The following is a 22,162-nucleotide window of genomic DNA, read 5'->3' as shown; positions in this document are numbered from 1 at the left end:
ACTCCTTTATGAAGCCTCAAATTTTAGTAATTGATGACGATGCGAAGAATATTTTCGCATTATGTGCAGTGCTCAAATCGCGCGGTTTTACTTGCTTAACCGCACAATCTGCCAAAGAAGGCATTGGTCAACTGATTAAAAATGACAAAATTGGCATAGTTTTAATGGATATGATGATGCCTGAGATGGATGGATACGAAGCAATCAGTCTGATCAAAGCGGAAGAAAAACTGTTAGATATACCTATAATTGCTGTAACGGCTCAGGCCATGACGGGAGATCGGGAAAAGTGCCTCGCTGCAGGCGCTGCTGATTATTTAGCGAAACCAGTCGACGTCGATTTATTGATACATAAAATTAATCAGCAGTTGGGTAATGGAATTACAGACAGTGAATGATGAGGACGTCGAAACTCTTCTAATCGATCTACATAAGGAGCATGGCTATGATTTTTCAGATTATAGCAGAGCTTCTATGAAACGGCGCCTTAATCGTTTAGTATCCATTGATAAATTTCCAAGTTTCGCTGAAATGAGGTATCGGTTAGTTCACGATCCGTTTTATCTACGTCGCTTTATTGAAGAGATAACCGTGAATGTAACCGAGATGTTCCGCGATGCGGACTTCTTTAAGTATCTGCGGTCTGACATCATACCGACATTGGGCACCTATCCTTTTATCAGGGTCTGGATTGCCGGATGTGCATCTGGAGAAGAAGCCTATTCAATTGCCATCCTCTTAGAGGAAGCAAATTTATTGGACAAAAGCCTGATCTACGCCACTGATCTGAATCCGCGTGTATTAGAGAAAGCGAAATCGGGTATATTTCCGGTAAAATTAATTAAACAATATTCGGAAAATTATTTGCGGGGCGGAGGCTATCAAGATTTTTCATCATACTATACAGCAAATTATGATGTGATGATCTTTAAGGAACGGCTTCGTAAAAAAATAGTGTTCTCAACACACAACCTTGTCTCAGACTCCTCTTTCAACTCTTTTCAGTTGATCAGCTGCCGAAATGTATTAATCTATTTTAATACGCACCTCCAATCGCGTGTCTTCGACTTGATGGACAAAAGCTTGGAGAATCTAGGTTACTTGGCACTTGGAACGAAGGAGACGCTACGTTTTGCTAATATTTCTGATCGTTATCGGCAAGTTGACCCCAAACAAAAAATATGGAGGAAACATGACCACTGATATGGTCGTTATTGGCGGCTCAGCAGGAAGCCTGCAGGTCGTGCTGGATATTTTACCCCAGCTGAAAAAGGACCTTCGGCTATCAATCGTAATCATTTTCCATCGCAAAGCTGTTCAAGAACCTGACTTTTTGGTGGAATTACTGGGCTCAAAATGCCCGCTCCAAGTAAAAGAAGCAGAGGACAAAGAGCCTATTTTGCAGGGAGTCGTGTATCTAGCGGCAGCCGATTATCATCTATTTATCGAGAAAAATCTGTCGTTCTCTCTTGATATATCTGAGAAAATTAATTTCTCTAGACCGAGTATTGACCTTACCTTTCAAAGCGCTGCAGATACTTACCAAGAAAAGCTAGTTGGCGTGCTACTGTCCGGTGCAAACGCTGACGGAGTAACAGGTATGCAATCTATAAAACTTCGCGGAGGCTACTGCATTGCGCAAGATCCTGTAACATGCCAGATCCCCTATATGCCTGCACAAGCTATCGCCAAGAATTTAATAGACCAAATCGCAACACCTGACCAAATCGCGCAGTTCATCAATTCACAGACAGCTTCGTGATCCAACGATACGATCCGTTTCTACCTTCTTTTTCTGTCGATCGGCGGCCGACAAATAAGTTAAAAATTAGTATGTTTGTGCTGAAATTTTTCACCCGTCACCAACATGCATGTTGAAACTTGATGAGATAAAAAAGCCGATAGCGGAACAGCTTGATTTATTTGAAGACAAGTTCAAACAATCTATGGAGAGCTCCGTTCCTTTGTTAGATCGGATTACCCATTACATTGTTAAAAGAAAAGGGAAACAGATAAGACCCATGTTTGTCTTCTTTTCTGCTGGTACTTGCGGCGATATCTGTGAGGCTACCCACCGAGGGGCGTCACTTGTTGAGCTACTACACACGGCTACGTTGGTACATGACGACGTTGTCGATAATTCGAACGAAAGACGCGGATTCTTTTCCGTTAACGCATTGTGGAAGAATAAAGTAGCAGTATTGGTAGGCGACTATCTTTTGGCTCGGGGTCTATCGCTTTCAATCCGGAACGACGACTTTAAGCTTCTTAAGATTGTCTCAGAAGCGGTTGAACACATGAGCGAAGGTGAGCTTTTGCAAATGGAAAAAGCACGGAGGTTAGATATTGACGAAGCCGTGTATTTCGAGGTGATAAGAAAAAAAACAGCTTCATTGATCGCATCTTGCTGTGCGTGCGGAGCTGCTTCTGTGACTACGGACGACGATGTGATCAATCGCATGCATACACTGGGCGAAAAAATAGGTATCGCATTTCAGATCAAAGATGATCTTTTTGATTTTGGAGTTGATGACGTTGGAAAACCGGTCGGTAATGATATTAAAGAAAAAAAACTAACACTTCCGTTAATTTACGCCTTAAAAAAATCATCTAAAACAGAAAAAAGATATTTTATTAATTTAGTAAAAAACCACAACGAGGATGCAAAACGTGTTCGTGAGGTTATTGACTATGTTAAAGGCAGTGGTGGGTTGAGTTATGCAAAAGAAAAAATGATGGAATATCAAGAAGAAGCCTTTAATATACTTTATACTTTTCCAGAAAGCGCATATAGAATGGGACTGGAACAATTGGTAAAATTTACAACAGAACGAAAAAAATAAACAAATGGATACTTCCTTTCTCACGAACGAATTTCTTTTCTTTGGCGGATTTCTAATCTTTATTGCTTTGATGCTTGCCTTGGATTTAGGCATTTTCAGTAAAAAGAACGAGGTTGTCAGCTTTAAAGCGGCAGCTATTATGAGCTCCATTTGGGTTTTCTTTGCTCTCGCATTTTACGTCCTTTTACGGATATGGGGCAACGAGCTACACAGCGTGCATGATTTCGAAACGTTGATGGAAGTCACGGAAAAGCACATGCATGATATCACGCTTATTCCTGGCGATTTGGCAGCAAGCATTCAGGTCTATAACAATAACTTGGCATTAGAGTACCTCACTGGGTATGTCGTCGAATACGCACTCTCAGTAGACAATATATTTGTAATGGTATTGATATTCAGCTCGTTTGGTGTCGACCCGAAGCATTATCACAAAGTATTGGTGTGGGGTATATTAGGAGCAGTATTTTTCCGCTTCGTATTTATCTTTATTGGTGCTGCCCTAATTAGTCGTTTCGATTGGATACTTTACGTATTCGGTGCTTTCTTGGTCTACACGGGGATTATGATGTTTATCAACCGTAATCAGGAAGAAACGATGGATCCGCAAGAGAATCGGATTGTACGCTTTGCATCTAAGCATTTCTCGGTCACACCAGGCTTTGTTAATGGTAATTTCTTTCACAAAATAGATGGGAAAACCTTCATCACACCCTTGTTTCTCGTCCTGCTGATGATTGAGTCGACTGATATAATTTTTGCTGTAGACTCGATACCTGCCATATTCTCTGTAACGCAAGACCCTTATATTGTTTTCTTCTCGAATATCTTTGCAATTCTAGGGCTTCGGTCGATGTTCTTCTTATTAGTAAATATTATTCACAAATTCCATTACTTGAAAGCAGGACTATCGTTCTTACTAATCTTTATCGGCGCTAAGATGCTATTACATGGACAGTTAGCTGCTATCGGATTTACGACCATGCATTCGTTGATCATCATCTTAGGAATCTTAGCAGGCAGTGTTATCTTATCCTTGGTCTTTCCAAAGAAAGAAGCTGCCGGAGAATAATTTTAGAATCTAATAAATTCCTAAGCGAATGGACATCCGTGCGCTTAGGAACCTGTGTCGTTCTTCAGCATTTGGATAATCGGATCGATAAATGATCTATCATTTGATAAGCGAGGCACCTTGTTTTGGCCGCCTAATTTACCCCGTCCTTTCATCCATTTATAAAAAGTTCCCTCCTTAGCAAAATGAACAATCGGCTCCTTTAGAGCAAGATTGTTAAATCGCTTGGCATCATAATCAGAATTTATTTTACGAAGTGACTCGTCAAGTGCTGTGATAAACTCGGCGCGACTGCTAGGCTCTTTGGCGAGCTCTACAATCCATTCATGCGCCCCTGCTTCCGTTCCGTCGAAATAAACGGGACCAGCTGTGTAATCTTTTACGATGGCGCCGGTTTGTTTACAGGCTTCGCTGATACCATCTTCCGCGTTGTCCACAATCAACTCTTCTCCAAAGACATTAATATATTGTTTGGTACGCCCACTGACTTGAATTCGGAACGGATAGAGTGAGGTAAACCGTATCGTATCCCCTATCATATAACGCCAGAGCCCGGCATTGGTAGAAATAATAATCGCATAATTTTTATTCAGCTCTACTTCAGACAGGGTCAGGGTTTTAGGATGCTCATCATGAAGATTTTCCATAGGCATAAATTCATAATAAATACCATAGTCGAGCATCAGTAGCATCTCATCTGAGTCAGGCAAATCTTGAATAGCAAAATAGCCTTCAGACGCATTGTAATTCTCGAGATAATACATATTATCTGACGGAATCAATTGCCTAAACTGTTCACGGTAGGGTTTAAAGCTGACACCTCCATGAAAATAGAATTCAAGATTGGGCCAAATTTCCAGCAGGTTAGACTTCCCGGAAATTTCAAGCATCCTCTTTGCCAAAACCACATTCCAGGTTGGCACTCCTGATAGACTCGTTATATTTTCTGTAAGACCTAAATGTGCAATCTTTTCTATTTTCTCTTCAAAATTAGGATTTAACGTTAGTTCAATATCAGGAAAGCGATGATATTCCGCCCAAAAGGGCAAGTTTTGAACAATAATAGCCGAGAGATCGCCAGAAGATGTTTTTCCAAGAGCATTAATCTGATGGCTTCCGCCGAGTACCAGTCCTTTCCCCTCAAACAGGTTATTGTCCGGACAATTCAAACAATAAATACTTAGCAGGTCTTTACCACCCGCATAATGGCACTCTTCGAGTGCCTCCTGACTTACCGGAATGTATTTGCTTCTATCGGATGTTGTTCCTGAAGACTTTGCAAACCACTTAATGGTAGACGGCCACAGAATATTCTGCTCACCATTCATCATCCGTTCTATATAAGGTTTTATGGAATCATAATCCTGAATAGGTATACGGTCCTTGAAATCGTCGACTGTACTAATCGACTCATAGCCATATTTCTTCCCCCACTCGGTAGCCTGCGCTGTTTTGACGAGATCCTGGAGCCATTCTTCTTGTACTTCGTCCGGGTATTGTTTAAAAAGTTCTATCTGATGTACACGCTTTTTCATGATCCATTTTAGAATGGAATTAACAAATGCTGCCATACTAGATCGTTAACGTTTTTTAATTTTCAATTCAAAATTCTGGCCTAGGTAAAACTTTCTTGCCATTTCATTTACTGCGATCTCAGGCGGTGTGCCCGTCAGCATAATTTTACCTTCAGTCAGTAAATAGGCTCTATCTGTAATAGATAGTGTTTCTTGAACATTATGGTCGGTGATTAGAATACCAATATTTCTATGCTTCAATTTATGGACGATGGTTTGAATCTCTTCCACGGCAATTGGATCAACACCCGCAAAAGGCTCGTCAAGCAAAATGAAATTCGGGTTAGCAGCCAGAGCACGCGCAATTTCTGTCCGCCGCCGCTCGCCTCCGGAGAGTAAGTCGCCACGGTTCTTACGTACCTTATTTAGACTAAACTCATTGATTAGCTCTTCCAGTTTTTCTTTACGTTCTTCTTTATCCTTATAGTGAATTTCCAAGACCGCAAGGATATTGTCCTCTACAGACAGTTTCCTAAAGACCGAAGCCTCTTGAGCCAAGTAACCGATACCTTTCTGTGCTCTTCTATACATCGGGTCTCCGGTTATTTCTTGTTCATCCAAATACACCTTGCCCTCTGTTGGCTTAATCAGTCCCACGATCATGTAGAATGAAGTGGTTTTCCCAGCTCCATTGGGTCCCAAAAGACCAACAATTTCACCTTGTTCCACATGGAAGGACACGTCATCGACCACCTTCCTTTGTTTGTATTTTTTTACTAAATGTTCTGCTTTTAATATCATTTATCAATACTTTATGTCGACGATACAAGCTCTTCAGCCAATCTAATATCCTTAATATTCAACTGGATGCGCCTTACGCCGCGCCAGTTGTTCTCTTCAAGCGTATAGCAAATATCAATAGACGAGCCTCTGGTTACAAGTGAACCTAAATGCGATAAACCGAAACCGATACCATCATATACTGCCGAACCACCTTGAGATACGCATATTTTGAGGTGATTTTTACCCACAACCCTCGGAGATTCTGCTACCCGGACGTTCCTACTGAGAAATACCGGCAACTCATTCTCTTGTCCGAAAGGTGAAAATCGATTCAATATCCTAAAAAATTTCCCATCAATATCGGCTAGACAGAGTTCCTCGTCGATCATCAACTCTGGGGTGAGCAACACATCTGGGATTGTGGCGGCTACCACCTGCTCAAAACGTTCCTGAAGCGCGGCAACATTGTCCGCTTTCATCGTCAGACCTGCCGCATACTTATGACCTCCGAACTGTTCGAATAACTCACTGCACTGACTTAACGCAGTATATAAATCAAAGCCAAATACCGAGCGCGCAGAGCCTGTAATGAGCCCGTTGGATTGCGTAAGTACGATGGTCGGTCGATAAAATTTCTCAATCAACCGCGAAGCGACGATACCAATAACACCTTTGTGCCACTCCGGCTGAAAAACGACCGTCGTTTTCCGTCGCTTCATTTCAGGGTTCTCAGTAATCATGCTTAGCGCCTCTTCTGTTATCTGTGTATCGAATGTCTTACGCTCGATGTTATGAATGTCTATTTCTTTGCTTAATTCAGAAGCCCGGTAGGGATCTGTTGAAATCAATAGTTCTACAGCGGCTTTCGCATGCTTAATCCTTCCGGCAGCATTAATCCTAGGTCCGATATGAAAGACCAAATCAGTAGAAGAAAGTTCCGTTTTTCCCGATCTCAGATCAATCAAAGCCCTTAATCCTGGGCATGGGTCACTATTTAACTTCTTCAACCCGTGAAATGACAGGATCCGATTTTCATCAATTATCGGCACCATATCAGCAGCAATACTGACGGCAAGCAGATCTAAATAGCGATAGATCCGCTCCAATGGTAATCCTAGTTTTATAGCCAGTCCATGGACTAACTTAAAACCAATTCCACACCCTGATAGCTCAGAGAAAGGGTAGTTACAATCAGTACGTTTAGGATCTAATACTGCATAGGCTGCAGGCAACACAGCACCCGGAGTATGATGATCTGCTATTATAAAATCGATGCCCTTATGATTACTGTACTCGACAAGCTCATTTGCCTTAATACCGCAATCGAGTGCAATAATTAATGAGCAGCTGTTGGAGCAAGCATGGTCTATGCCTTTCTTTGATACTCCATATCCTTCATCATAACGATCGGGAATATAATAATCAATATATGTGGGTGCCAACTCGTTTAAAAAACTAAAAACCAAGGTCACAGCCGTTGTCCCGTCTACGTCATAGTCTCCATAAACCAGTATCTTTTCTCCCTTCTCAAATGCAGATATGATTCGAGATACAGCTTTATCCATATCCCTCATTAAAAAAGGATCATACAAGCGAGCTAGATCGGGACAAAAGAAATTTTCAGCATCCTGATAGCTATGAATGCCACGTTTAACCAGCAAGCTGGCTAAAACCGAATTGATGTTGAGTGAATTAGATAAGTTTCTAACCTGTTCAGAATGCTGCTGTGGCTTTTCGACCCATCTTTTTTGCATATATTTGTGCTTACAATTTGGTAAATATACGTTATACTCGTCGTAATCACAACGTATCAAACAGACAAGACATGAAGGTATATGCATTAGATGAGGGCTCATATTCAGTAGGAGTGGATAAAAAATTCATTCCATTCGATCCAAAAACCGATGACAAGAAGGATCGCAAAGGCTCACTTTTTATCAACGTTCAGCCTTTCTTGGTTGAGCTAGAAGACGAGTTGATCGTAATCGACTCTGGTTTGGGTTTCGCTCACGATGGAAAAATGGTGATCCATGAAAATATCCGAAAGCTAGGATACGAACCGGAAGATGTCACCTTGGTTTTGATGTCACATCTCCATCAAGATCATGCATCTGGCATGGTGGATACCGAAACCGGCAGCCTAAGCTTCCCGAATGCCGAATATGTCATCCAACGTACTGAATGGGAAGAGGCCTATAGTAACACAAAATCTTCCTACAAAACTGAAATCTTCGACACCCTACAGCGAAGTGGACATATCCATTTTGTTGAAGGCGACGGGCAACTTAATTCAGCTATCAGCTATGAACTGAGTGGCGCTCACAGTCCTTTTCATCAAGTGTTCCACATCGTCAGTGAAGGACAGCACCTGTTCTATGGTGGTGATGAATGGCCTGAGCCGGAACAAGCCTTACGCCGGTTCGCAGCCAAATATGACTATGACGGTCATAAAGCCATGGAACTGAGAGAACAATATGCTACACAAGCTGCAGAAGAGAATTGGACTTGCCTTTTCTATCACGCAGATGAGAACGCTATTGCTAAAATTGCTAAAAAAGAAGACAGCTTCCGAATTTTACCTATAACCAATTAAATTGGAGGTTCTTTTCTATATCTGCATGAATGCTATAGTATACAGGACAGGTTTTTGCCGCCTTTTCTAAGATGGCCTTTTCTTTCTCAGAATATTGCTGCCCTTTAGGAAAGTTGAATACAATATCTAACCGGGATACCCTTCGTGGATTTTCGGCCATGACCTTTGTCGTTTCTAATTCCACTTGCTCTAAATCAATTTGATGTTCACGGGCAGCAATACCCATGATGGTCAGCATACAACTTCCCAAGGCGGTCGCCAATAAATCGGATGGAGAAAAAGCCTCTCCTTTGCCCTGATTATCTAATGGAGCATCGGTAATTAATGAGTTTCCAGATTTTAAATGTGTCGCTCGAGTGCGCAATTCCCCCAAGTATTCATTTTTAATAGTTGCCATAATTTAGCTTTGATGTAATGTTGATGTAATATTAGGTGCAAACGGTTGGTACGTCGGCTTTAATCATGACCCTAAATTACAATTTTATCTTTAACTTTGTACTATGATTGAACTTCCTGTTATTTCGTCAAATGAATTACAGCGCAAACCAGATTGGTTACGCGTAAAATTACCTGTTGGCAAAGAATATCGTCATGTTCGGAGTCTAGTTGACACCCATAAGCTTCACACCATTTGTGAAAGCGGCAATTGCCCTAATATGGGTGAGTGCTGGGGTGCAGGTACTGCTACCTTTATGATTTTAGGAAATATCTGTACACGATCTTGTTCATTCTGTGCTGTAGCTACTGGCCGCCCGTTAGCTGTCGATACGGATGAACCCAATCGCGTAGCTGAATCTGTCCGGTTAATGGAAGTAAAGCATTGTGTAATTACTTCGGTCGACCGTGACGACTTGAAAGATGGGGGTTCAACCATCTGGGCGGAAACCGTCAAAGCCATTCGCCGAGAAAGCCCGGGCACTACTTTAGAAACTCTGATTCCCGACTTCAAAGGCCATTGGGAGAACCTTGAGCGTGTCCTTGAAGTAAGACCAGAGGTCGTATCACATAACCTGGAAACCGTTCGCAGGCTAACCCGGGAAGTACGTATCCAAGCAAAATACGATCGTAGCCTTGAGTGCTTAAGAAGAATCTCCGAAGCTGGGTTAAGAACGAAATCGGGTATCATGTTAGGCTTCGGCGAAACCGAAGAAGACGTAATTGAAGCAATGACCGATTTATACAATGTTGGAGTCCACGTACTTACCTTGGGTCAATACCTTCAACCGACAAAAAACCACCATCCTGTGGTAGAATGGGTTACTCCTGAGAAATTTAAGATGTTCCAAGAAATTGGCTTGGAAATCGGGTTTAAATATGTTGAAAGCGGACCCTTGGTGCGTTCATCATACCATGCTGAGAAGCACCTATTTGATATGCAATAATATATTGATAAGCGATAGTATAGTATTCTTATCTATCGCTTATCAACACTATATTTTCCTGGCCCCACAAACATCAATCCTACAAATACAACTAGCAGTTCGAATGCATGTGCGGCACCAGTCAACCCCTCACCCATCGCAAGATGATTCATGCCTGCTACCAGCATCGTAAAAGCTAAGAACAGACATGCTGGGCGATAAAATAATCCTAATAAAAGAAGAAGGCCGCCTACAGCCTCTGTGAAGCCTGCTAGAAATCCCCAAACAGCCGGATAGAAATCGATACCGACATTGTTCATCGCTGAGCCAACAGCTGTCCAAGTTTCAAGTCCACCTGATAATTTTGGGTAACCATGTAGAAATATAAATGATAAACCTAAGCCAATTCGAGTAATCAAAAGGCCGAAGTCCTTGTATTTACCCAATGAAGATAATGCTGCCATATTATATATATTTTAAGTGAACTCGCTTTCCTTGTACACTCAAAGATACTTTTTTACCAAAAACTAACGACTGATTATTATCAATATGTCCGGCAGGAAAATCGGTAGCTACCGGATAGTCATACTCTTTAATGACATCTAGAATAATTTCTAATGCGCTAAACCCAAAAGAGGGGTCACTGTCTTTCAAGTCGGTAAAACCACCGACAATCAGGCCTCGAATATTTTTCAGCCTCCCCGCACGTTTCAATAAACGCATCATCCGGTCGACCGAATAATAATACTCGGAGACGTCTTCAATAAATAAAACCTTATCAGTATAGTCTGATTCAGACACGGACCCGACGATATTTGCTAATAGCGCTAAGTTGCCACCCGTCAAAATCCCTTCAGCCGTCCCGGGAACAAGGGCTGACGTACTGGTATATTCATAATGGACCTCATTGCCAAACAGAGCACCATGCAGACTTTGCAAAGAGGAATCAGTCGCATCCGGAAAATTTAAGGGCATAGGGCCATGTATGGTCGGCACGCCGAATAGGGTCTGTATATGGCAATGCAGTACCGTTATGTCGCTGTAGCCCACAACCCATTTTGGATGAGCCTTGAAATTAGAGAAATCCAACTCATCAATTATGCGAACTGTTCCATAGCCACCCCGAGCTGCAATGATAGCCTTCACAGTATCATCATCGAGCATCGCTTGAAAGTCTTTCGCCCTCAATTGGTCGTCACCTGCAAACTGATGAAAGGATGAGGTAACCGATTCTCCGATTACAACTTTCAAACCCCATGATTCAAATAATTTAACAACCTCGGTCAAGTCCATATTAATTCTTCCCGCAGGTGCTACGATGGCAATCTTATCTCCTTTTTTTAAATAAGGTGGTACTTTCATACGATAATGGTTTTAGAAACCGCAAATTGAATTATCTTTGTACAAATAGCAAATATTGCAGCCTCTTTCTTTTGCATATTTGAAAATATATCGAAAAAATGCATAACGCACAAGAAACTAAAAGATTCACGATAACTTCGGCATTACCGTATGCCAATGGACCACTTCACATCGGCCATTTGGCCGGTGCTTATATTCCTGCTGATATTTTTGCCCGCTTCCAACGATTAAATAATCACGATGTTTTGCATGTTTGCGGATCCGATGAGCACGGTGCAGCGATTACCATCAAAGCAAAAAAAGAAGGTAAGACTCCTCAGGAAATTGTTGATCAGTACCACGCTCAAATTATGGAGAGCTTCAAAAGGCTGGGTATCGGTTTTGATATCTATCACCGGACCTCCGCGCCGATACACCATGAACTGTCTCAAGAGTTTTTCTTAAATCTATATCATAAAGGTGAGTTCATTGAAAAAGAATCTGAACAATTTTATGATGAAAAATACAATCAATTTTTAGCCGACCGCTATATTATCGGTACCTGTCCCAATTGTCATCATGACGGTGCCTATGGAGATCAATGTGAAAAATGCGGCACGTCTCTTAATCCGACCGACCTTATCAATCCGGTTTCAACATTAAGCGGTGAAAAGCCGATCCTTAAAGAGACAAAGCATTGGTATTTACCGCTTGATAAATATCAGTCATTCCTTGAGGAGTGGTTGCTAAAGGGGAAGAAAGACATCCTAAAATCGAATGTTTACGGTCAGTGCAGCTCTTGGTTAAACTCTGGACTTCAAGCTCGTTCCATGACGAGAGATCTGGATTGGGGTGTAGACGTTCCGTTAGATGAAGCGAAAGGGAAAAAGCTCTATGTCTGGCTCGATGCCCCCATCGGCTATATTTCAGCTAGCAAGCAGTGGGCTTTAGATCAAGGGAAGGATTGGGAGAGATATTGGAAAGTACAAGATAAGCCTGAAAATAATTCACACCTGATTCATTTTATCGGGAAGGATAACATCGTTTTCCATTGTATTATTTTCCCCGCGATCTTAAAGGCGCATGGTGGCTACATCTTACCGGAAAATATCCCGGCCAATGAGTTCTTAAATTTGGAAGGCGACAAGCTCTCTACGTCAAGAAACCATGCTGTATGGCTTCATGAGTACCTCGAGGAGTTCCCGAGCAAAGAAGATGAACTGCGTTATGTATTAACCTCCATTTTGCCCGAAACATCTGATAGTGAGTTTACTTGGAAAGATTTCCAGGCACGCGTGAACAATGAACTCGTTGCAATCTTTGGAAACTTTGTGAATCGCGTCATGGTACTTTCTCATAAATATTTCGACGGCAAGCTGTTGGAAGGTTCCGCATTTACCGAAAACGACAAAAGGGTACTGGATGAATTGTCGAGCTATCCGGCAAAAATAGAGAAGGCAATCAATGCCTACCGGTTTCGCGAAGCTCTATCTCACTTCATGAATGCGGCACGCCTTGGAAATAAATACTTAGCGGACGAGGAGCCATGGAAGCTTATCAAAACCGACGAAGAACGTGTAAAAACCGTACTTAATATCGGCCTGCAAATCGCTTCAAACCTCGCTATTTTCGCTCTACCATTCTTGCCGTTCACTGCGAGAAAGCTATTTTCTATGTTGAATCAAGAACAACAAGAATGGAACAAAGGCGGAAAGGTTGATCTATTACCGATCGGCCACCAATTAGCTGAGACGCAACTTCTGTTTGAAAAAATAACAGACGAACAAGTAGAGTTTCAATTAAATAAATTAGCGCAGGCAAAGATTGAAAACCAGCAAAGCGAAAGCAAATCGATACCTGAAAAACCGGCTATTACATTTGATAGCTTCACGGCAATGGATATTCGAAGCGGTGAAATTGTTGCTGCAGAAAAAGTTGCCAAAACCAAAAAGCTATTAAAATTAACTGTAGACACGGGCTTAGACCGGAGGACAATCGTTTCAGGGATCGCCGAGTTCTTCAAACCAGAAGATATTATTGGGCAACAAGTGTCGGTTCTTCTCAACCTCGAAGCTCGTAAAATAAAAGGTATCGAATCACAAGGCATGATCCTCATGGCTGAGGACGAACAGGGCAAACTTTCGTTTGTGGCTCCGACAAGCAAGCTTAGTCCCGGTAGCACAATTCGATAAACTGTCTAAGATAGTACAGCGCTCATCGTTATCCCGCACTGAGGATTAAACATAAAAAAAGATGTAGAATTAGCCCTACATCTTTTTTTTAATCTTGTATAACATTCGGCTTAAACCGTCATAATATCTTGCTCTTTTAATTCCGCAAGTTTATCTACTTTCTGAATAAAGGAATCAGTGAGCTTTTGAATCTCACCTTCTCCATCTTTCATTTCATCCTCAGACAGTCCGTCATTTTTTAATTTCCGAATCTGCTCATTAGCATCTTTCCGAAGGTTTCGGACCGCAACGCGACCTTTCTCTGCTTCATCCTTTACTTTTTTCACCAAGTCTCTTCTTCTTTCCTCGGTTAATGGTGGTATGAGAAGACGGATCACGTTTCCATCGTTTTGCGGATTTAATCCAATATTTGAATCTATAATCGCCTTTTCGATATCTTTTAATATAGCTTTCTCCCAAGGTTGCACAACCAATGTCCTTGCGTCAGGAGTGGAAATGGTCGACACCTGTGCCAACGGAGTCGATGCCCCATAGTACTCAACAGATATCCCATCCAACATCGAAGGCATTGCTTTACCAGCACGTATCTTTGTCAGTTCATTCTCTGTAAATGATACAGCCTTTTCCATATTTTCAGCAGTATCGTCAAGTTGTAATTTTATAAGGTCGTTCATGGATATTTTATTTAAATCAAAAATACAATTTTTTCTGTATCTAAATTATCGAACCAAGGTTCCTATATCTTCTCCTTTTGTCAATTTCATCAGATTGCCCTCTTTATTCATGTCAAAGACGATGATCGGCAACTTATTTTCTTGGCAAAGTGTAAACGCAGTCATATCCATAACATTCAAGCCACGATCATATACATCTTGGAAGCTTAACTCGTCAAAGCGGGTAGCTGTCGGATCTTTTAAAGGATCAGCGGTATAAATTCCGTCTACACGCGTACCTTTCAGTACAACATCAGCATTGATCTCAATAGCACGAAGAGATGCAGCAGTATCTGTTGTGAAATAAGGATTGCCTGTACCTGCACCAAAAATCACCACTCTCCCTTTTTCAAGATGGCGCACGGCCCGTCTGCGAATAAAAGGTTCACAGATTTGTTCCATTTTTATTGCTGTAAGCAAGCGAGTTTTGATATCAACCTTCTCCAATGCATCTTGTAATGCCATCGAGTTTATAACCGTAGCCAACATTCCCATATAGTCAGCTTGGACCCTATCCATACCTGATTTCTCAGCGCTTAATCCACGATAGATATTTCCACCACCGATAACGATCGCTATTTCTACTCCTTCATCATGTACCTTTCTTATGTCTTTTGCATACTGAGCAACTCGATCGATATCAATCCCATAATTTTTCTCACCCATAAGGGCTTCTCCGCTAAGCTTTAGTAAAATGCGTTTGTATTTCATTATTAGAGTTCTGAATGTTGAAGAAATATTGCTATTCAGACATCAAAGGTAAGCCATTTTTTTAATTCAGACGGATTAACTTTACACATTCTTCTGTATAGCTGTTTTTTTACGTATGAAAAGGTTCTTTTATCCAATAAAAATTCCTATTTATGTAGAACTATTACAAATTATATTCAAATGAAAAAAACCATACTGTATGCGGCGGCCTTGGCATTTGTCATGCTTTCAAGTTCGCCATTCGTGTTTGCCCAAAAACCAAAAGAAAAACCCACAACCGCGGAGTCAGACTCCACCAAGAAAAAAGACGATAAGAAAGAACCGAAATCGTTTGAAAAATTCATTAAAGATGCTGAAAAGGGACAAAAAGGACTTTTCACAATTTACAACCAAGATGAGAAATATTTCTTTGAAATTCCCGATAGTATTATGGGCCGTGATATCATCGTTGTTAACCGGATATCACGCAGCGGTGTCGACCTAAGAAGTGGCTTCTCTGGATATGCCGGCGACCAAATTAATGAAAATGTAATCCGCTACGAAAAAGGACCGAATAACAAGGTGTTTATGAAACGTATATCGTTCTCAGAGCGCTCGAAAGACAGCACACAAGCAATGTATACAACAGTGATGAAGTCAAATATTCAGCCGATAGCGGCGGCTTTTGACGTTGTGGCATTTGGCCCTGACAAAGAAAGCGTCATTGTCGACATGACCTCATTCATTAACGATGACAACGATATTTTCTTTTTCAGTCCACGCTACAAGCAGGTTCTACGTTTAGGATCTATCAAAAAAGACATGTCTTATATCGACACTGTCAAAACATTCCCAACCAACACAGAAATTAAAACTGTTAAAACCTACGGTCGCACAGCGCCTCCTGGCGTATCTGGTGCTGCCGCTGCTGCCATGTCAAGCGGTACAGCTACGCTAGAACTCAACACGTCTATGGTCCTTCTTCCGAAGGTTCCTATGCAAGGAAGGTATTTTGACTCTCGTGTTGGCTACTTCACCGTTCGGTATACCGACTTTGACTTGAACCCGCAAGGCGTCGAGCATAAATCATTGATTACCAGATGGAGACTAGAGCCTAAAGAAGAAGATATCGAAAAATACAAGCGCGGAGAGCTGGTAGAGCCCAAAAAACAAATTGTATTCTATATAGATCCCGCCACCCCAGAGAAATGGGTTGATCATTTAATTGCCGGGGTAAACGACTGGCAAGCAGCTTTCGAACAAGCTGGCTTTAAAAACGCGATTGTAGGAAAACGGGCACCTACGAAAGAAGAAGATCCTGAATGGTCGCTAGAAGACGCTCGCTATTCAGCGATCGTTTATAAACCATCCTCTATTCCGAATGCAAGTGGCCCGCATGTAAACGACCCTCGCTCCGGCGAAATCTTGGAGAGCCATATCAATTGGTACCATAGTGTCATGACGCTGCTTAGAAATTGGTATTTTATTCAAGCTTCTCCTAACGATCCACGGGCAAGAAAAATGGAATTTGATGATGACTTAATGGGCGATTTGGTGCGCTTTGTATCATCTCATGAAGTGGGTCACACATTGGGTCTGCGTCACAACTTTGGTTCCAGCGCCGCTTATCCGGTCGACAGCCTTCGGAGTGCTCAGTTCGTGAAAGAACATGGCGTAGCACCGTCGATTATGGATTATGCACGTTTTAACTACATCGCTCAACCAGGCGACGGAATCAGCGGATCCGACTTGTATCCTAAGATCAATTATTACGATAAATGGGCGATTGAATGGGGCTATAAACTCATTCCAGAGGCTAAGAGCAGAGATGCTGAAACCCCCACATTGAACCAATGGATCCTAGCGAAAGCCGGAGATCCGAAATACTGGTTTGGAACTGAATCTAATCCAGATGACCCTCGTTCGCAGAGTGAAGACTTGGGCGACGACTCCATGTTGGCCAGTGAGTACGGCATCAAAAATCTACAGCGGATTGTCCCTAATCTGATGGAGTGGACATCAACGGCTAACAAAGGATATGATAACCTGGAAGAGCTTTATGGTGAAGTAGTAACGCAATTTAATCGCTACGCAGGCCATGTTACTAAAAACATCGCCGGTATTTACGAAACACCGAAGACGGTAGAACAAGAGGGACCGGTATATGAGTTGGTTCCGGCCGAGAAACAACAGAGAGCGATCGACTTCCTGAACGCGAACATCTTCACAACACCTGAATGGTTGATAGATTATTCTATCTACAATCGTATTGGTCAAGATCCAGTGGACCGCATCGGAGCTGTGCAGCAGCGTGTAGTAACGCGTCTTCTTTCTGCCGGAACGCTAGACAAGCTGATTAAAGCTGAAATTCAGGACGCAAACGCATTCGGTGTAGAAGACTTGTTTAATGGATTAGAGCAGGGTATCTGGAGCAATTTAAGAAGCTCCGACATTTATAAAAGGAATCTGCAAAAGGCCTATGTATCCAGTCTGATCGAACTGCTATCGCCTCCAAAAGAAAGAACAGGAAGCTATGGCCGGATAAACATTGATCCCACTGAATCTGATATTACGAGTATCGCTCGAGGTCATCTCGCAGAGTTACAGCGCAAGGTAGGATCGGCTGCTTCTGGTAGAAATGTTACCGGTTATCACTTCAGAGATTTGGAGAAAAGAATTTCTGCAGCACTAAACCCTGAAGGTTAATCATACGATCACAACACAATATAAGCTAAATAATAAAGGCGCTTCCAAATGGGAGCGCCTTTATTATTTAGCTTATATTAATTTAGAGCAAGTGCTCATCCTATTAGGATACTATTTTCTCTTTGAGCAGGTATTCTGCGATCTGAACAGCGTTGGTCGCCGCGCCTTTACGTAAATTATCGGCAACAACCCACAAGTTCAACGTGTTATCTTGCGTCTCGTCGCGACGGATCCTTCCCACGAGGATCTCATCTTTATCATGAGCATCTAAAGGCATCGGGTATTTTAAATTAGCTGGATCATCTACCACGGTCACACCATCTTGCTTAGCCAAAATACCGCGTAATTCAGCCAAATCAAAATCGTTTTCGAATTCAATATTCAAGGATTCCGAATGCCCGCCCATCACCGGTATACGAACGGTCGTAGCGGTAACTTTAATAGAGTCGTCACCCATGATTTTATTTGTTTCCTGAATCATTTTCATCTCCTCTTTGGTATATCCATTATCCATGAACACATCAATTTGAGGAATCACATTTAAATCTATTTTATACGGATATGCTTTTTCACCCTCAATACCGGCACGCTCGTTATTAAGCTGATCTACAGCTTTAACACCCGTTCCGGTAACCGACTGATAGGTCGACACGACAACCCTTTTTATTTTATACTTTTCATGGAGTGGCTTTAACACAACAACCATCTGTATGGTCGAACAATTTGGGTTAGCGATAATTTTATCGTCCGAACTTAGAACAGAAGCGTTGACCTCCGGCACGACTAACTTCTTGTCCGGATCCATACGCCATGCCGATGAGTTATCGACCACAACCGTACCAGCCTCTGCAAATTTCGGCGCATATTCCGTCGAGGTTGCACCACCAGCAGAAAAGAGTGCAATATCAGGCTTTAATGCAATTGCCTCATCGGGTGTAACCACCTTATATTTCGAACCGTTGAAAGTGATTTCCTTACCCTTACTTCTTTCTGAAGCAACGGGAATCAACTCATTGAGAGGAAAGTTCCTCTCTTCCAAGACCCTTAAAATCATGGAGCCTACTAGTCCAGTGGCTCCAACAACGGCAATTTTCATTTTTTCTAATTTTACTTAAATAATTTATAAATTAAACAGTCATAACGAGTATAACTGAGCAATTATACAAATATATAGTTATTTTATTACTATCCTGACCAATTTTCTCTATCAAGTGAACGATATTGGATCGCTTCCGCTAAATGTTCGGTGCGAATGTCCTTGCTCGCATCCAAATCTGCAATCGTCCGCGCAACCTTCAAAATCCTGTCGTATGCACGTGCAGAAAGGCTTAGTCGCTCCATCGCAGTTTGTAATAGCTTCTTCCCCTCCTCCGATATTTCACACACTTCTCTCACCATCTTCACTCTCATCTGCGCATTACTGTGAATATCCTCCGTGTCCACATTTTGCTTCTTCCTCGAAAAACGTTCTGCTTGAATTTGTCGTGCTTTAATCACCCGCTTTCTGATCCTCTCACTCTTTTCCCCTTGCACACCATTGCTCAGTTCATCATAGTTAACAGGAGTCACCTCAATATGAAGGTCGATACGATCTAACAAGGGTCCGGAAACCCTACTTAAATACTTTTGAACTACACCAGGTGGGCAGATGCAGTCTTTGTCGGGATGGTTATAATAACCACAAGGGCAAGGATTCATGGCCGCGACCAACATAAAGCTAGCGGGATAATCGACCGTTAGCTTAGCACGAGAAATCGTAATCTTACGTTCCTCCAGCGGTTGTCGCATTACCTCAAGTACCGATCGCTTAAATTCTGGCAGTTCATCTAAGAACAAAACTCCATTATGAGCTAATGAGATCTCTCCGGGCTGAGGATTTGCACCTCCGCCAACCAACGCGGCATCGCTGATGCTATGATGCGGATCGCGAAAAGGACGAATCGTCATCAGCGAATCTGACGCTGCCAGATATCCTCCTACTGAATGAATCTTAGTAGTCTCCAATGATTCCCGTAGATTAAGAGGTGGTAAGATTGTTGGCAACCTCTTTGCCAACATGGTCTTACCAGAACCAGGGGGCCCAATCAAAATAACATTATGACCACCGGCCGCCGCTATTTCTAAAGCCCGTTTGATATTCAACTGTCCGCTTACATCTGCGAAATCGAATTCATAGTTATTGATGTTATTATGAAATTCTGCGCGTGTATCTACCAAGGTCGGCTCAAGCTCCTCCCTTCCATCAATAAAAGCAATAACTTCACTTATATTTTCAACTCCATAGACCTTTATTCCGTCGACGATGGCAGCTTCTCTTGCATTTCCTTTCGGGAGTATTAGCCCTTCATAGACTTCATTTCTCGCCTGTACGGCTATAGGCAAAGCACCCTTAATCTGCTGTACACCGCCATCCAACGAAAGCTCGCCCAGAATGATAAATTTCGATAACTTTTCTATCTGGATCTGTCCGGACGCGCCTAGGATACCCAACGCTATCGCCAGATCGTAAGCCGAACCCTCCTTCCGGATATCTGCCGGTGCCAGGTTCACTACGATCTTCTGTCGTGGCATCCGATAGTTTGCAGATTGAATGGCACTCTCTATGCGTTGAAGACTTTCTTTGATCGCATTATCAGGCAAACCGACAATATAATATTTCGTGCCCGCAGTTACCTTAACTTCAACCGTCACCGTCGTAGACTCGATTCCATAGACGGAACTAGCATGTGTTTTCACAAGCATTGCAAATACCCTCTCTAAAAAAATGAATTGCTATTTATTTGCCAAATGGCATCTTCGGCATATTCTTCATAAGCTTCGCTGCAGCTGCCGGATTTGAGAACTGCTTCATCACCTTCCTCATATCGTTAAATTGCTTCATCAACTTGTTTACTTCCTGAAGATCTGTGCCCGCACCTTTTGCTATCCGTTGACGTCGCGATTGGTTGATCACATCTGGATTTTCACGCTCGTACGGCGTCATCGAATGAATAATTGCCTCGATAGGCTTAAACGCATCATCTTCAATCTCAATATCCTTCATCGCCTTTCCAGCACCTGGAATCATTCCCATCAAATCCTTCATATTACCCATCTTCTTGATTTGCTGGATTTGACTAATAAAGTCGTTAAAGTCAAATTTATTCTTGCGTATTTTCTTTTGAAGCTGAGCTGCCTTTTCTTCATCAAATTGCTGCTGAGCGCGCTCTACTAACGAGATTACGTCACCCATTCCCAAAATACGGGAAGCCATCCGATCTGGATGAAACACATCAAGCGCTTCCATCTTCTCACCTGTACCGATGAACTTGATAGGCTTATTGACAACCGACTTAATAGACAGTGCGGCACCACCTCTTGTATCACCATCGAGCTTGGTCAATACAACGCCGGTGTAATCAAGCCGCTCGTTGAATATCTTCGCCGTGTTGACGGCATCTTGACCAGTCATAGCATCAACCACAAATAGAATTTCGTGTGGTTTGGTAGCATCTCTTACGGCTGATATCTCAGTCATCAACGCTTCATCGATTGCTAAGCGACCAGCCGTATCAATAATAACAACACTATTTCCATTACGCTTAGCTTCCGCAACGCCTTCTTCAGCAATGGCAATTGGATCTTTTGATTCAAGATTAGCATACACAGGAACACCAATCTGTTCACCGAGAACCTGAAGCTGATCGATCGCAGCAGGTCGGTAAACGTCGCCAGCAACCAATAGAGGTTTTTTACCCTTTTGAGTCTTTAAGAAATTAGCAAGTTTGCCAGAGAAGGTAGTCTTACCAGCACCGTTCAAACCAGCGATGAGGATAACGGTTGGATTACCGGTTAGCTCCAGCTCCGTCACCGTGCCTCCCATTAACAGGGCCAGTTCATCGTTCATGATCTTCGTCAACAACTGACCCGGAGAAACGCTGGTTAATACGTTTTGTCCTAAGGCTTTTTCTTTCACCTCATCCGTAAAAGCTTTTGCCGTTTTATAGTTTACGTCAGCGTCTAACAAAGCCTTACGGATTTCCTTAATGGTTTCCGCAACGTTTATTTCAGATATACTGCCTTGGCCTTTTAGAACTTTAAATGCTCTGTCTAACTTGTCCTGTAAATTCTCAAACATAAAGAGTTGTATTTTGGAACACAAAGATAGAAAAAATCTTTATCATGCAGGAGAACCCATTATAACCCTGTTTTTGCAAAAAAACGGATTAGGGACTTGGTCGGGACAACTACCAATTGGTTATCAATTCACTCCCTATTGCCCCCCAATATCCGGCCGAAAATCGGGACCTATTAGCATGGCTATTGCCAATATCCGCTCAATGGCCTAAAACGAGTTACATGTAACTCCTGTTCA

21 protein-coding genes are annotated in these 22,162 nt (G+C 42.2%); 10 read left to right on the top strand and 11 right to left on the bottom strand.

Annotated elements, in window-relative coordinates; genetic code table 11:
• Window positions 1-8: 8 nt before the first annotated feature.
• The 5 genes from WKR92_RS08265 to WKR92_RS08245 all read left to right on the top strand — a co-directional run bounded on the left by WKR92_RS08265 (window position 9) and on the right by WKR92_RS08245 (window position 3,915).
• A complete protein-coding gene (locus WKR92_RS08265) occupies window positions 9-398 on the top strand; it encodes a response regulator (RefSeq protein ID WP_375557356.1) in 390 nt (129 codons plus the stop codon).
• Window positions 376-1,203 (top strand): CheR family methyltransferase, encoded by an 828-nt coding sequence (locus WKR92_RS08260; protein ID WP_375557355.1) that lies wholly within the window; start codon window positions 376-378, stop codon window positions 1,201-1,203. The genes WKR92_RS08265 and WKR92_RS08260 overlap by 23 nt, the downstream gene beginning before the upstream one ends.
• Window positions 1,163-1,762, top strand: a complete 600-nt coding sequence (locus WKR92_RS08255; RefSeq protein ID WP_375557354.1) for a chemotaxis protein CheB — start codon at window positions 1,163-1,165, stop codon at window positions 1,760-1,762. Before WKR92_RS08260 ends, WKR92_RS08255 begins: the two co-directional genes overlap by 41 nt.
• Window positions 1,763-1,871: 109 nt before the next feature.
• The gene (locus tag WKR92_RS08250; protein WP_375557353.1) at window positions 1,872-2,843 is read left to right on the top strand and encodes a polyprenyl synthetase family protein; all 972 of its coding nucleotides are present in this window, start codon (window positions 1,872-1,874) and stop codon (window positions 2,841-2,843) included.
• Between the two features lie 4 nt (window positions 2,844-2,847).
• A complete protein-coding gene (locus tag WKR92_RS08245) occupies window positions 2,848-3,915 on the top strand; it encodes a TerC/Alx family metal homeostasis membrane protein (protein WP_375557352.1) in 1,068 nt (355 codons plus the stop codon).
• A gap of 44 nt (window positions 3,916-3,959) precedes the next feature.
• Here WKR92_RS08245 and WKR92_RS08240 read toward each other — a convergent pair whose 3' ends face one another.
• From WKR92_RS08240 to recJ, 3 genes are read right to left on the bottom strand one after another with little or no spacing between them, the layout of a single operon-like run.
• The gene (locus WKR92_RS08240; RefSeq protein WP_375557351.1) at window positions 3,960-5,486 is read right to left on the bottom strand and encodes a GH3 auxin-responsive promoter family protein; all 1,527 of its coding nucleotides are present in this window, start codon (window positions 5,484-5,486) and stop codon (window positions 3,960-3,962) included.
• A 9-nt stretch (window positions 5,487-5,495) separates the two neighbouring features.
• Window positions 5,496-6,230: an LPS export ABC transporter ATP-binding protein gene (lptB, locus tag WKR92_RS08235; RefSeq protein ID WP_375557350.1), complete on the bottom strand. Its 735-nt coding sequence runs from the start codon at window positions 6,228-6,230 to the stop codon at window positions 5,496-5,498.
• Between the two features lie 11 nt (window positions 6,231-6,241).
• The gene (recJ, locus tag WKR92_RS08230) at window positions 6,242-7,966 is read right to left on the bottom strand and encodes a single-stranded-DNA-specific exonuclease RecJ (RefSeq protein WP_375557349.1); all 1,725 of its coding nucleotides are present in this window, start codon (window positions 7,964-7,966) and stop codon (window positions 6,242-6,244) included.
• Window positions 7,967-8,037: 71 nt separating this feature from the next.
• On the opposite strand from recJ, the gene WKR92_RS08225 reads away from it, so the two are divergent.
• Window positions 8,038-8,805 (top strand): MBL fold metallo-hydrolase, encoded by a 768-nt coding sequence (locus tag WKR92_RS08225; RefSeq protein ID WP_375557348.1) that lies wholly within the window; start codon window positions 8,038-8,040, stop codon window positions 8,803-8,805.
• Here the strand turns inward: WKR92_RS08225 and WKR92_RS08220 are convergent.
• On the bottom strand, window positions 8,792-9,202 hold the full coding sequence (locus WKR92_RS08220) for an OsmC family protein (RefSeq protein WP_375557347.1): 411 nt from the start codon (window positions 9,200-9,202) through the stop codon (window positions 8,792-8,794). The genes WKR92_RS08225 and WKR92_RS08220 overlap by 14 nt on opposite strands.
• 103 nt (window positions 9,203-9,305) lie before the next feature.
• Here WKR92_RS08220 and lipA point away from each other — a divergent pair, with 103 nt between their 5' ends.
• On the top strand, window positions 9,306-10,187 hold the full coding sequence (gene lipA / locus WKR92_RS08215) for a lipoyl synthase (RefSeq protein WP_375557346.1): 882 nt from the start codon (window positions 9,306-9,308) through the stop codon (window positions 10,185-10,187).
• Between the two features lie 32 nt (window positions 10,188-10,219).
• Here the strand turns inward: lipA and WKR92_RS08210 are convergent, their stop codons facing one another.
• Entirely contained in the window at window positions 10,220-10,630 is a 411-nt protein-coding gene (locus WKR92_RS08210) for a DoxX family protein (RefSeq protein ID WP_375557345.1), read from the bottom strand.
• A 1-nt stretch (window position 10,631) separates the two neighbouring features.
• Complete coding sequence (locus tag WKR92_RS08205; RefSeq protein ID WP_375557344.1) at window positions 10,632-11,528, bottom strand: S66 peptidase family protein; 897 nt, start codon at window positions 11,526-11,528, stop codon at window positions 10,632-10,634.
• 98 nt (window positions 11,529-11,626) lie between these two features.
• Here WKR92_RS08205 and metG point away from each other — a divergent pair, with 98 nt between their 5' ends.
• Window positions 11,627-13,699 carry a methionine--tRNA ligase gene (gene metG / locus WKR92_RS08200; protein WP_375557343.1) on the top strand — a complete coding sequence of 691 codons (2,073 nt, stop codon included), beginning with the start codon at window positions 11,627-11,629 and terminating at the stop codon, window positions 13,697-13,699.
• Window positions 13,700-13,809: 110 nt separating this feature from the next.
• On the opposite strand, the gene frr is transcribed toward metG, so the two are convergent.
• Window positions 13,810-14,373 (bottom strand): ribosome recycling factor, encoded by a 564-nt coding sequence (gene frr, locus WKR92_RS08195; RefSeq protein WP_375557342.1) that lies wholly within the window; start codon window positions 14,371-14,373, stop codon window positions 13,810-13,812.
• 45 nt (window positions 14,374-14,418) lie between these two features.
• Window positions 14,419-15,123, bottom strand: coding sequence for a UMP kinase (pyrH, locus tag WKR92_RS08190; RefSeq protein ID WP_375557341.1), 705 nt, complete (start codon window positions 15,121-15,123; stop codon window positions 14,419-14,421).
• Between the two features lie 180 nt (window positions 15,124-15,303).
• Here pyrH and WKR92_RS08185 point away from each other — a divergent pair, with 180 nt between their 5' ends.
• Window positions 15,304-17,808, top strand: a complete 2,505-nt coding sequence (locus WKR92_RS08185) for a zinc-dependent metalloprotease (RefSeq protein WP_375557340.1) — start codon at window positions 15,304-15,306, stop codon at window positions 17,806-17,808.
• Between the two features lie 103 nt (window positions 17,809-17,911).
• Here WKR92_RS08185 and WKR92_RS08180 read toward each other — a convergent pair whose 3' ends face one another.
• The 3 genes from WKR92_RS08180 to ffh all read right to left on the bottom strand — a co-directional run bounded on the left by WKR92_RS08180 (window position 17,912) and on the right by ffh (window position 21,925).
• Window positions 17,912-18,904: an aspartate-semialdehyde dehydrogenase gene (locus tag WKR92_RS08180; RefSeq protein WP_375557339.1), complete on the bottom strand. Its 993-nt coding sequence runs from the start codon at window positions 18,902-18,904 to the stop codon at window positions 17,912-17,914.
• Between the two features lie 89 nt (window positions 18,905-18,993).
• A complete protein-coding gene (locus WKR92_RS08175; protein ID WP_375557338.1) occupies window positions 18,994-20,550 on the bottom strand; it encodes a YifB family Mg chelatase-like AAA ATPase in 1,557 nt (518 codons plus the stop codon).
• A gap of 34 nt (window positions 20,551-20,584) precedes the next feature.
• Entirely contained in the window at window positions 20,585-21,925 is a 1,341-nt protein-coding gene (gene ffh / locus WKR92_RS08170) for a signal recognition particle protein (RefSeq protein WP_375557337.1), read from the bottom strand.
• Between the two features lie 13 nt (window positions 21,926-21,938).
• On the opposite strand from ffh, the gene WKR92_RS08165 reads away from it, so the two are divergent.
• Window positions 21,939-22,136: a hypothetical protein gene (locus WKR92_RS08165; RefSeq protein ID WP_375557336.1), complete on the top strand. Its 198-nt coding sequence runs from the start codon at window positions 21,939-21,941 to the stop codon at window positions 22,134-22,136.
• Window positions 22,137-22,162: the final 26 nt, after the last annotated feature.

Source organism: Albibacterium profundi (assembly GCF_042159835.1).
Taxonomy (GTDB): Bacteria; Bacteroidota; Bacteroidia; order Sphingobacteriales; family Sphingobacteriaceae; genus Albibacterium; species Albibacterium profundi.
The sequence above is the reverse complement of the archived record's forward strand: the minus strand, read 5'-3'. Positions and strand labels throughout refer to the sequence as shown.

Coding starts and splice junctions, on each gene's coding strand:
- WKR92_RS08260 (WP_375557355.1), top strand. CDS start 376: ATGGAATTACAGACAGTGAATGATGAGGACGTCGAAACTCTTCTAATC.
- WKR92_RS08220 (WP_375557347.1), bottom strand. CDS start 9,202: ATGGCAACTATTAAAAATGAATACTTGGGGGAATTGCGCACTCGAGCG.
- WKR92_RS08185 (WP_375557340.1), top strand. CDS start 15,304: ATGAAAAAAACCATACTGTATGCGGCGGCCTTGGCATTTGTCATGCTT.
- WKR92_RS08265 (WP_375557356.1), top strand. CDS start 9: ATGAAGCCTCAAATTTTAGTAATTGATGACGATGCGAAGAATATTTTC.
- WKR92_RS08205 (WP_375557344.1), bottom strand. CDS start 11,528: ATGAAAGTACCACCTTATTTAAAAAAAGGAGATAAGATTGCCATCGTA.
- frr (WP_375557342.1), bottom strand. CDS start 14,373: ATGAACGACCTTATAAAATTACAACTTGACGATACTGCTGAAAATATG.
- WKR92_RS08180 (WP_375557339.1), bottom strand. CDS start 18,904: ATGAAAATTGCCGTTGTTGGAGCCACTGGACTAGTAGGCTCCATGATT.
- lipA (WP_375557346.1), top strand. CDS start 9,306: ATGATTGAACTTCCTGTTATTTCGTCAAATGAATTACAGCGCAAACCA.
- lptB (WP_375557350.1), bottom strand. CDS start 6,230: ATGATATTAAAAGCAGAACATTTAGTAAAAAAATACAAACAAAGGAAG.
- WKR92_RS08245 (WP_375557352.1), top strand. CDS start 2,848: ATGGATACTTCCTTTCTCACGAACGAATTTCTTTTCTTTGGCGGATTT.
- metG (WP_375557343.1), top strand. CDS start 11,627: ATGCATAACGCACAAGAAACTAAAAGATTCACGATAACTTCGGCATTA.
- recJ (WP_375557349.1), bottom strand. CDS start 7,966: ATGCAAAAAAGATGGGTCGAAAAGCCACAGCAGCATTCTGAACAGGTT.
- WKR92_RS08240 (WP_375557351.1), bottom strand. CDS start 5,486: ATGGCAGCATTTGTTAATTCCATTCTAAAATGGATCATGAAAAAGCGT.
- WKR92_RS08225 (WP_375557348.1), top strand. CDS start 8,038: ATGAAGGTATATGCATTAGATGAGGGCTCATATTCAGTAGGAGTGGAT.
- WKR92_RS08250 (WP_375557353.1), top strand. CDS start 1,872: ATGTTGAAACTTGATGAGATAAAAAAGCCGATAGCGGAACAGCTTGAT.
- pyrH (WP_375557341.1), bottom strand. CDS start 15,123: ATGAAATACAAACGCATTTTACTAAAGCTTAGCGGAGAAGCCCTTATG.
- WKR92_RS08175 (WP_375557338.1), bottom strand. CDS start 20,550: ATGCTTGTGAAAACACATGCTAGTTCCGTCTATGGAATCGAGTCTACG.
- ffh (WP_375557337.1), bottom strand. CDS start 21,925: ATGTTTGAGAATTTACAGGACAAGTTAGACAGAGCATTTAAAGTTCTA.
- WKR92_RS08210 (WP_375557345.1), bottom strand. CDS start 10,630: ATGGCAGCATTATCTTCATTGGGTAAATACAAGGACTTCGGCCTTTTG.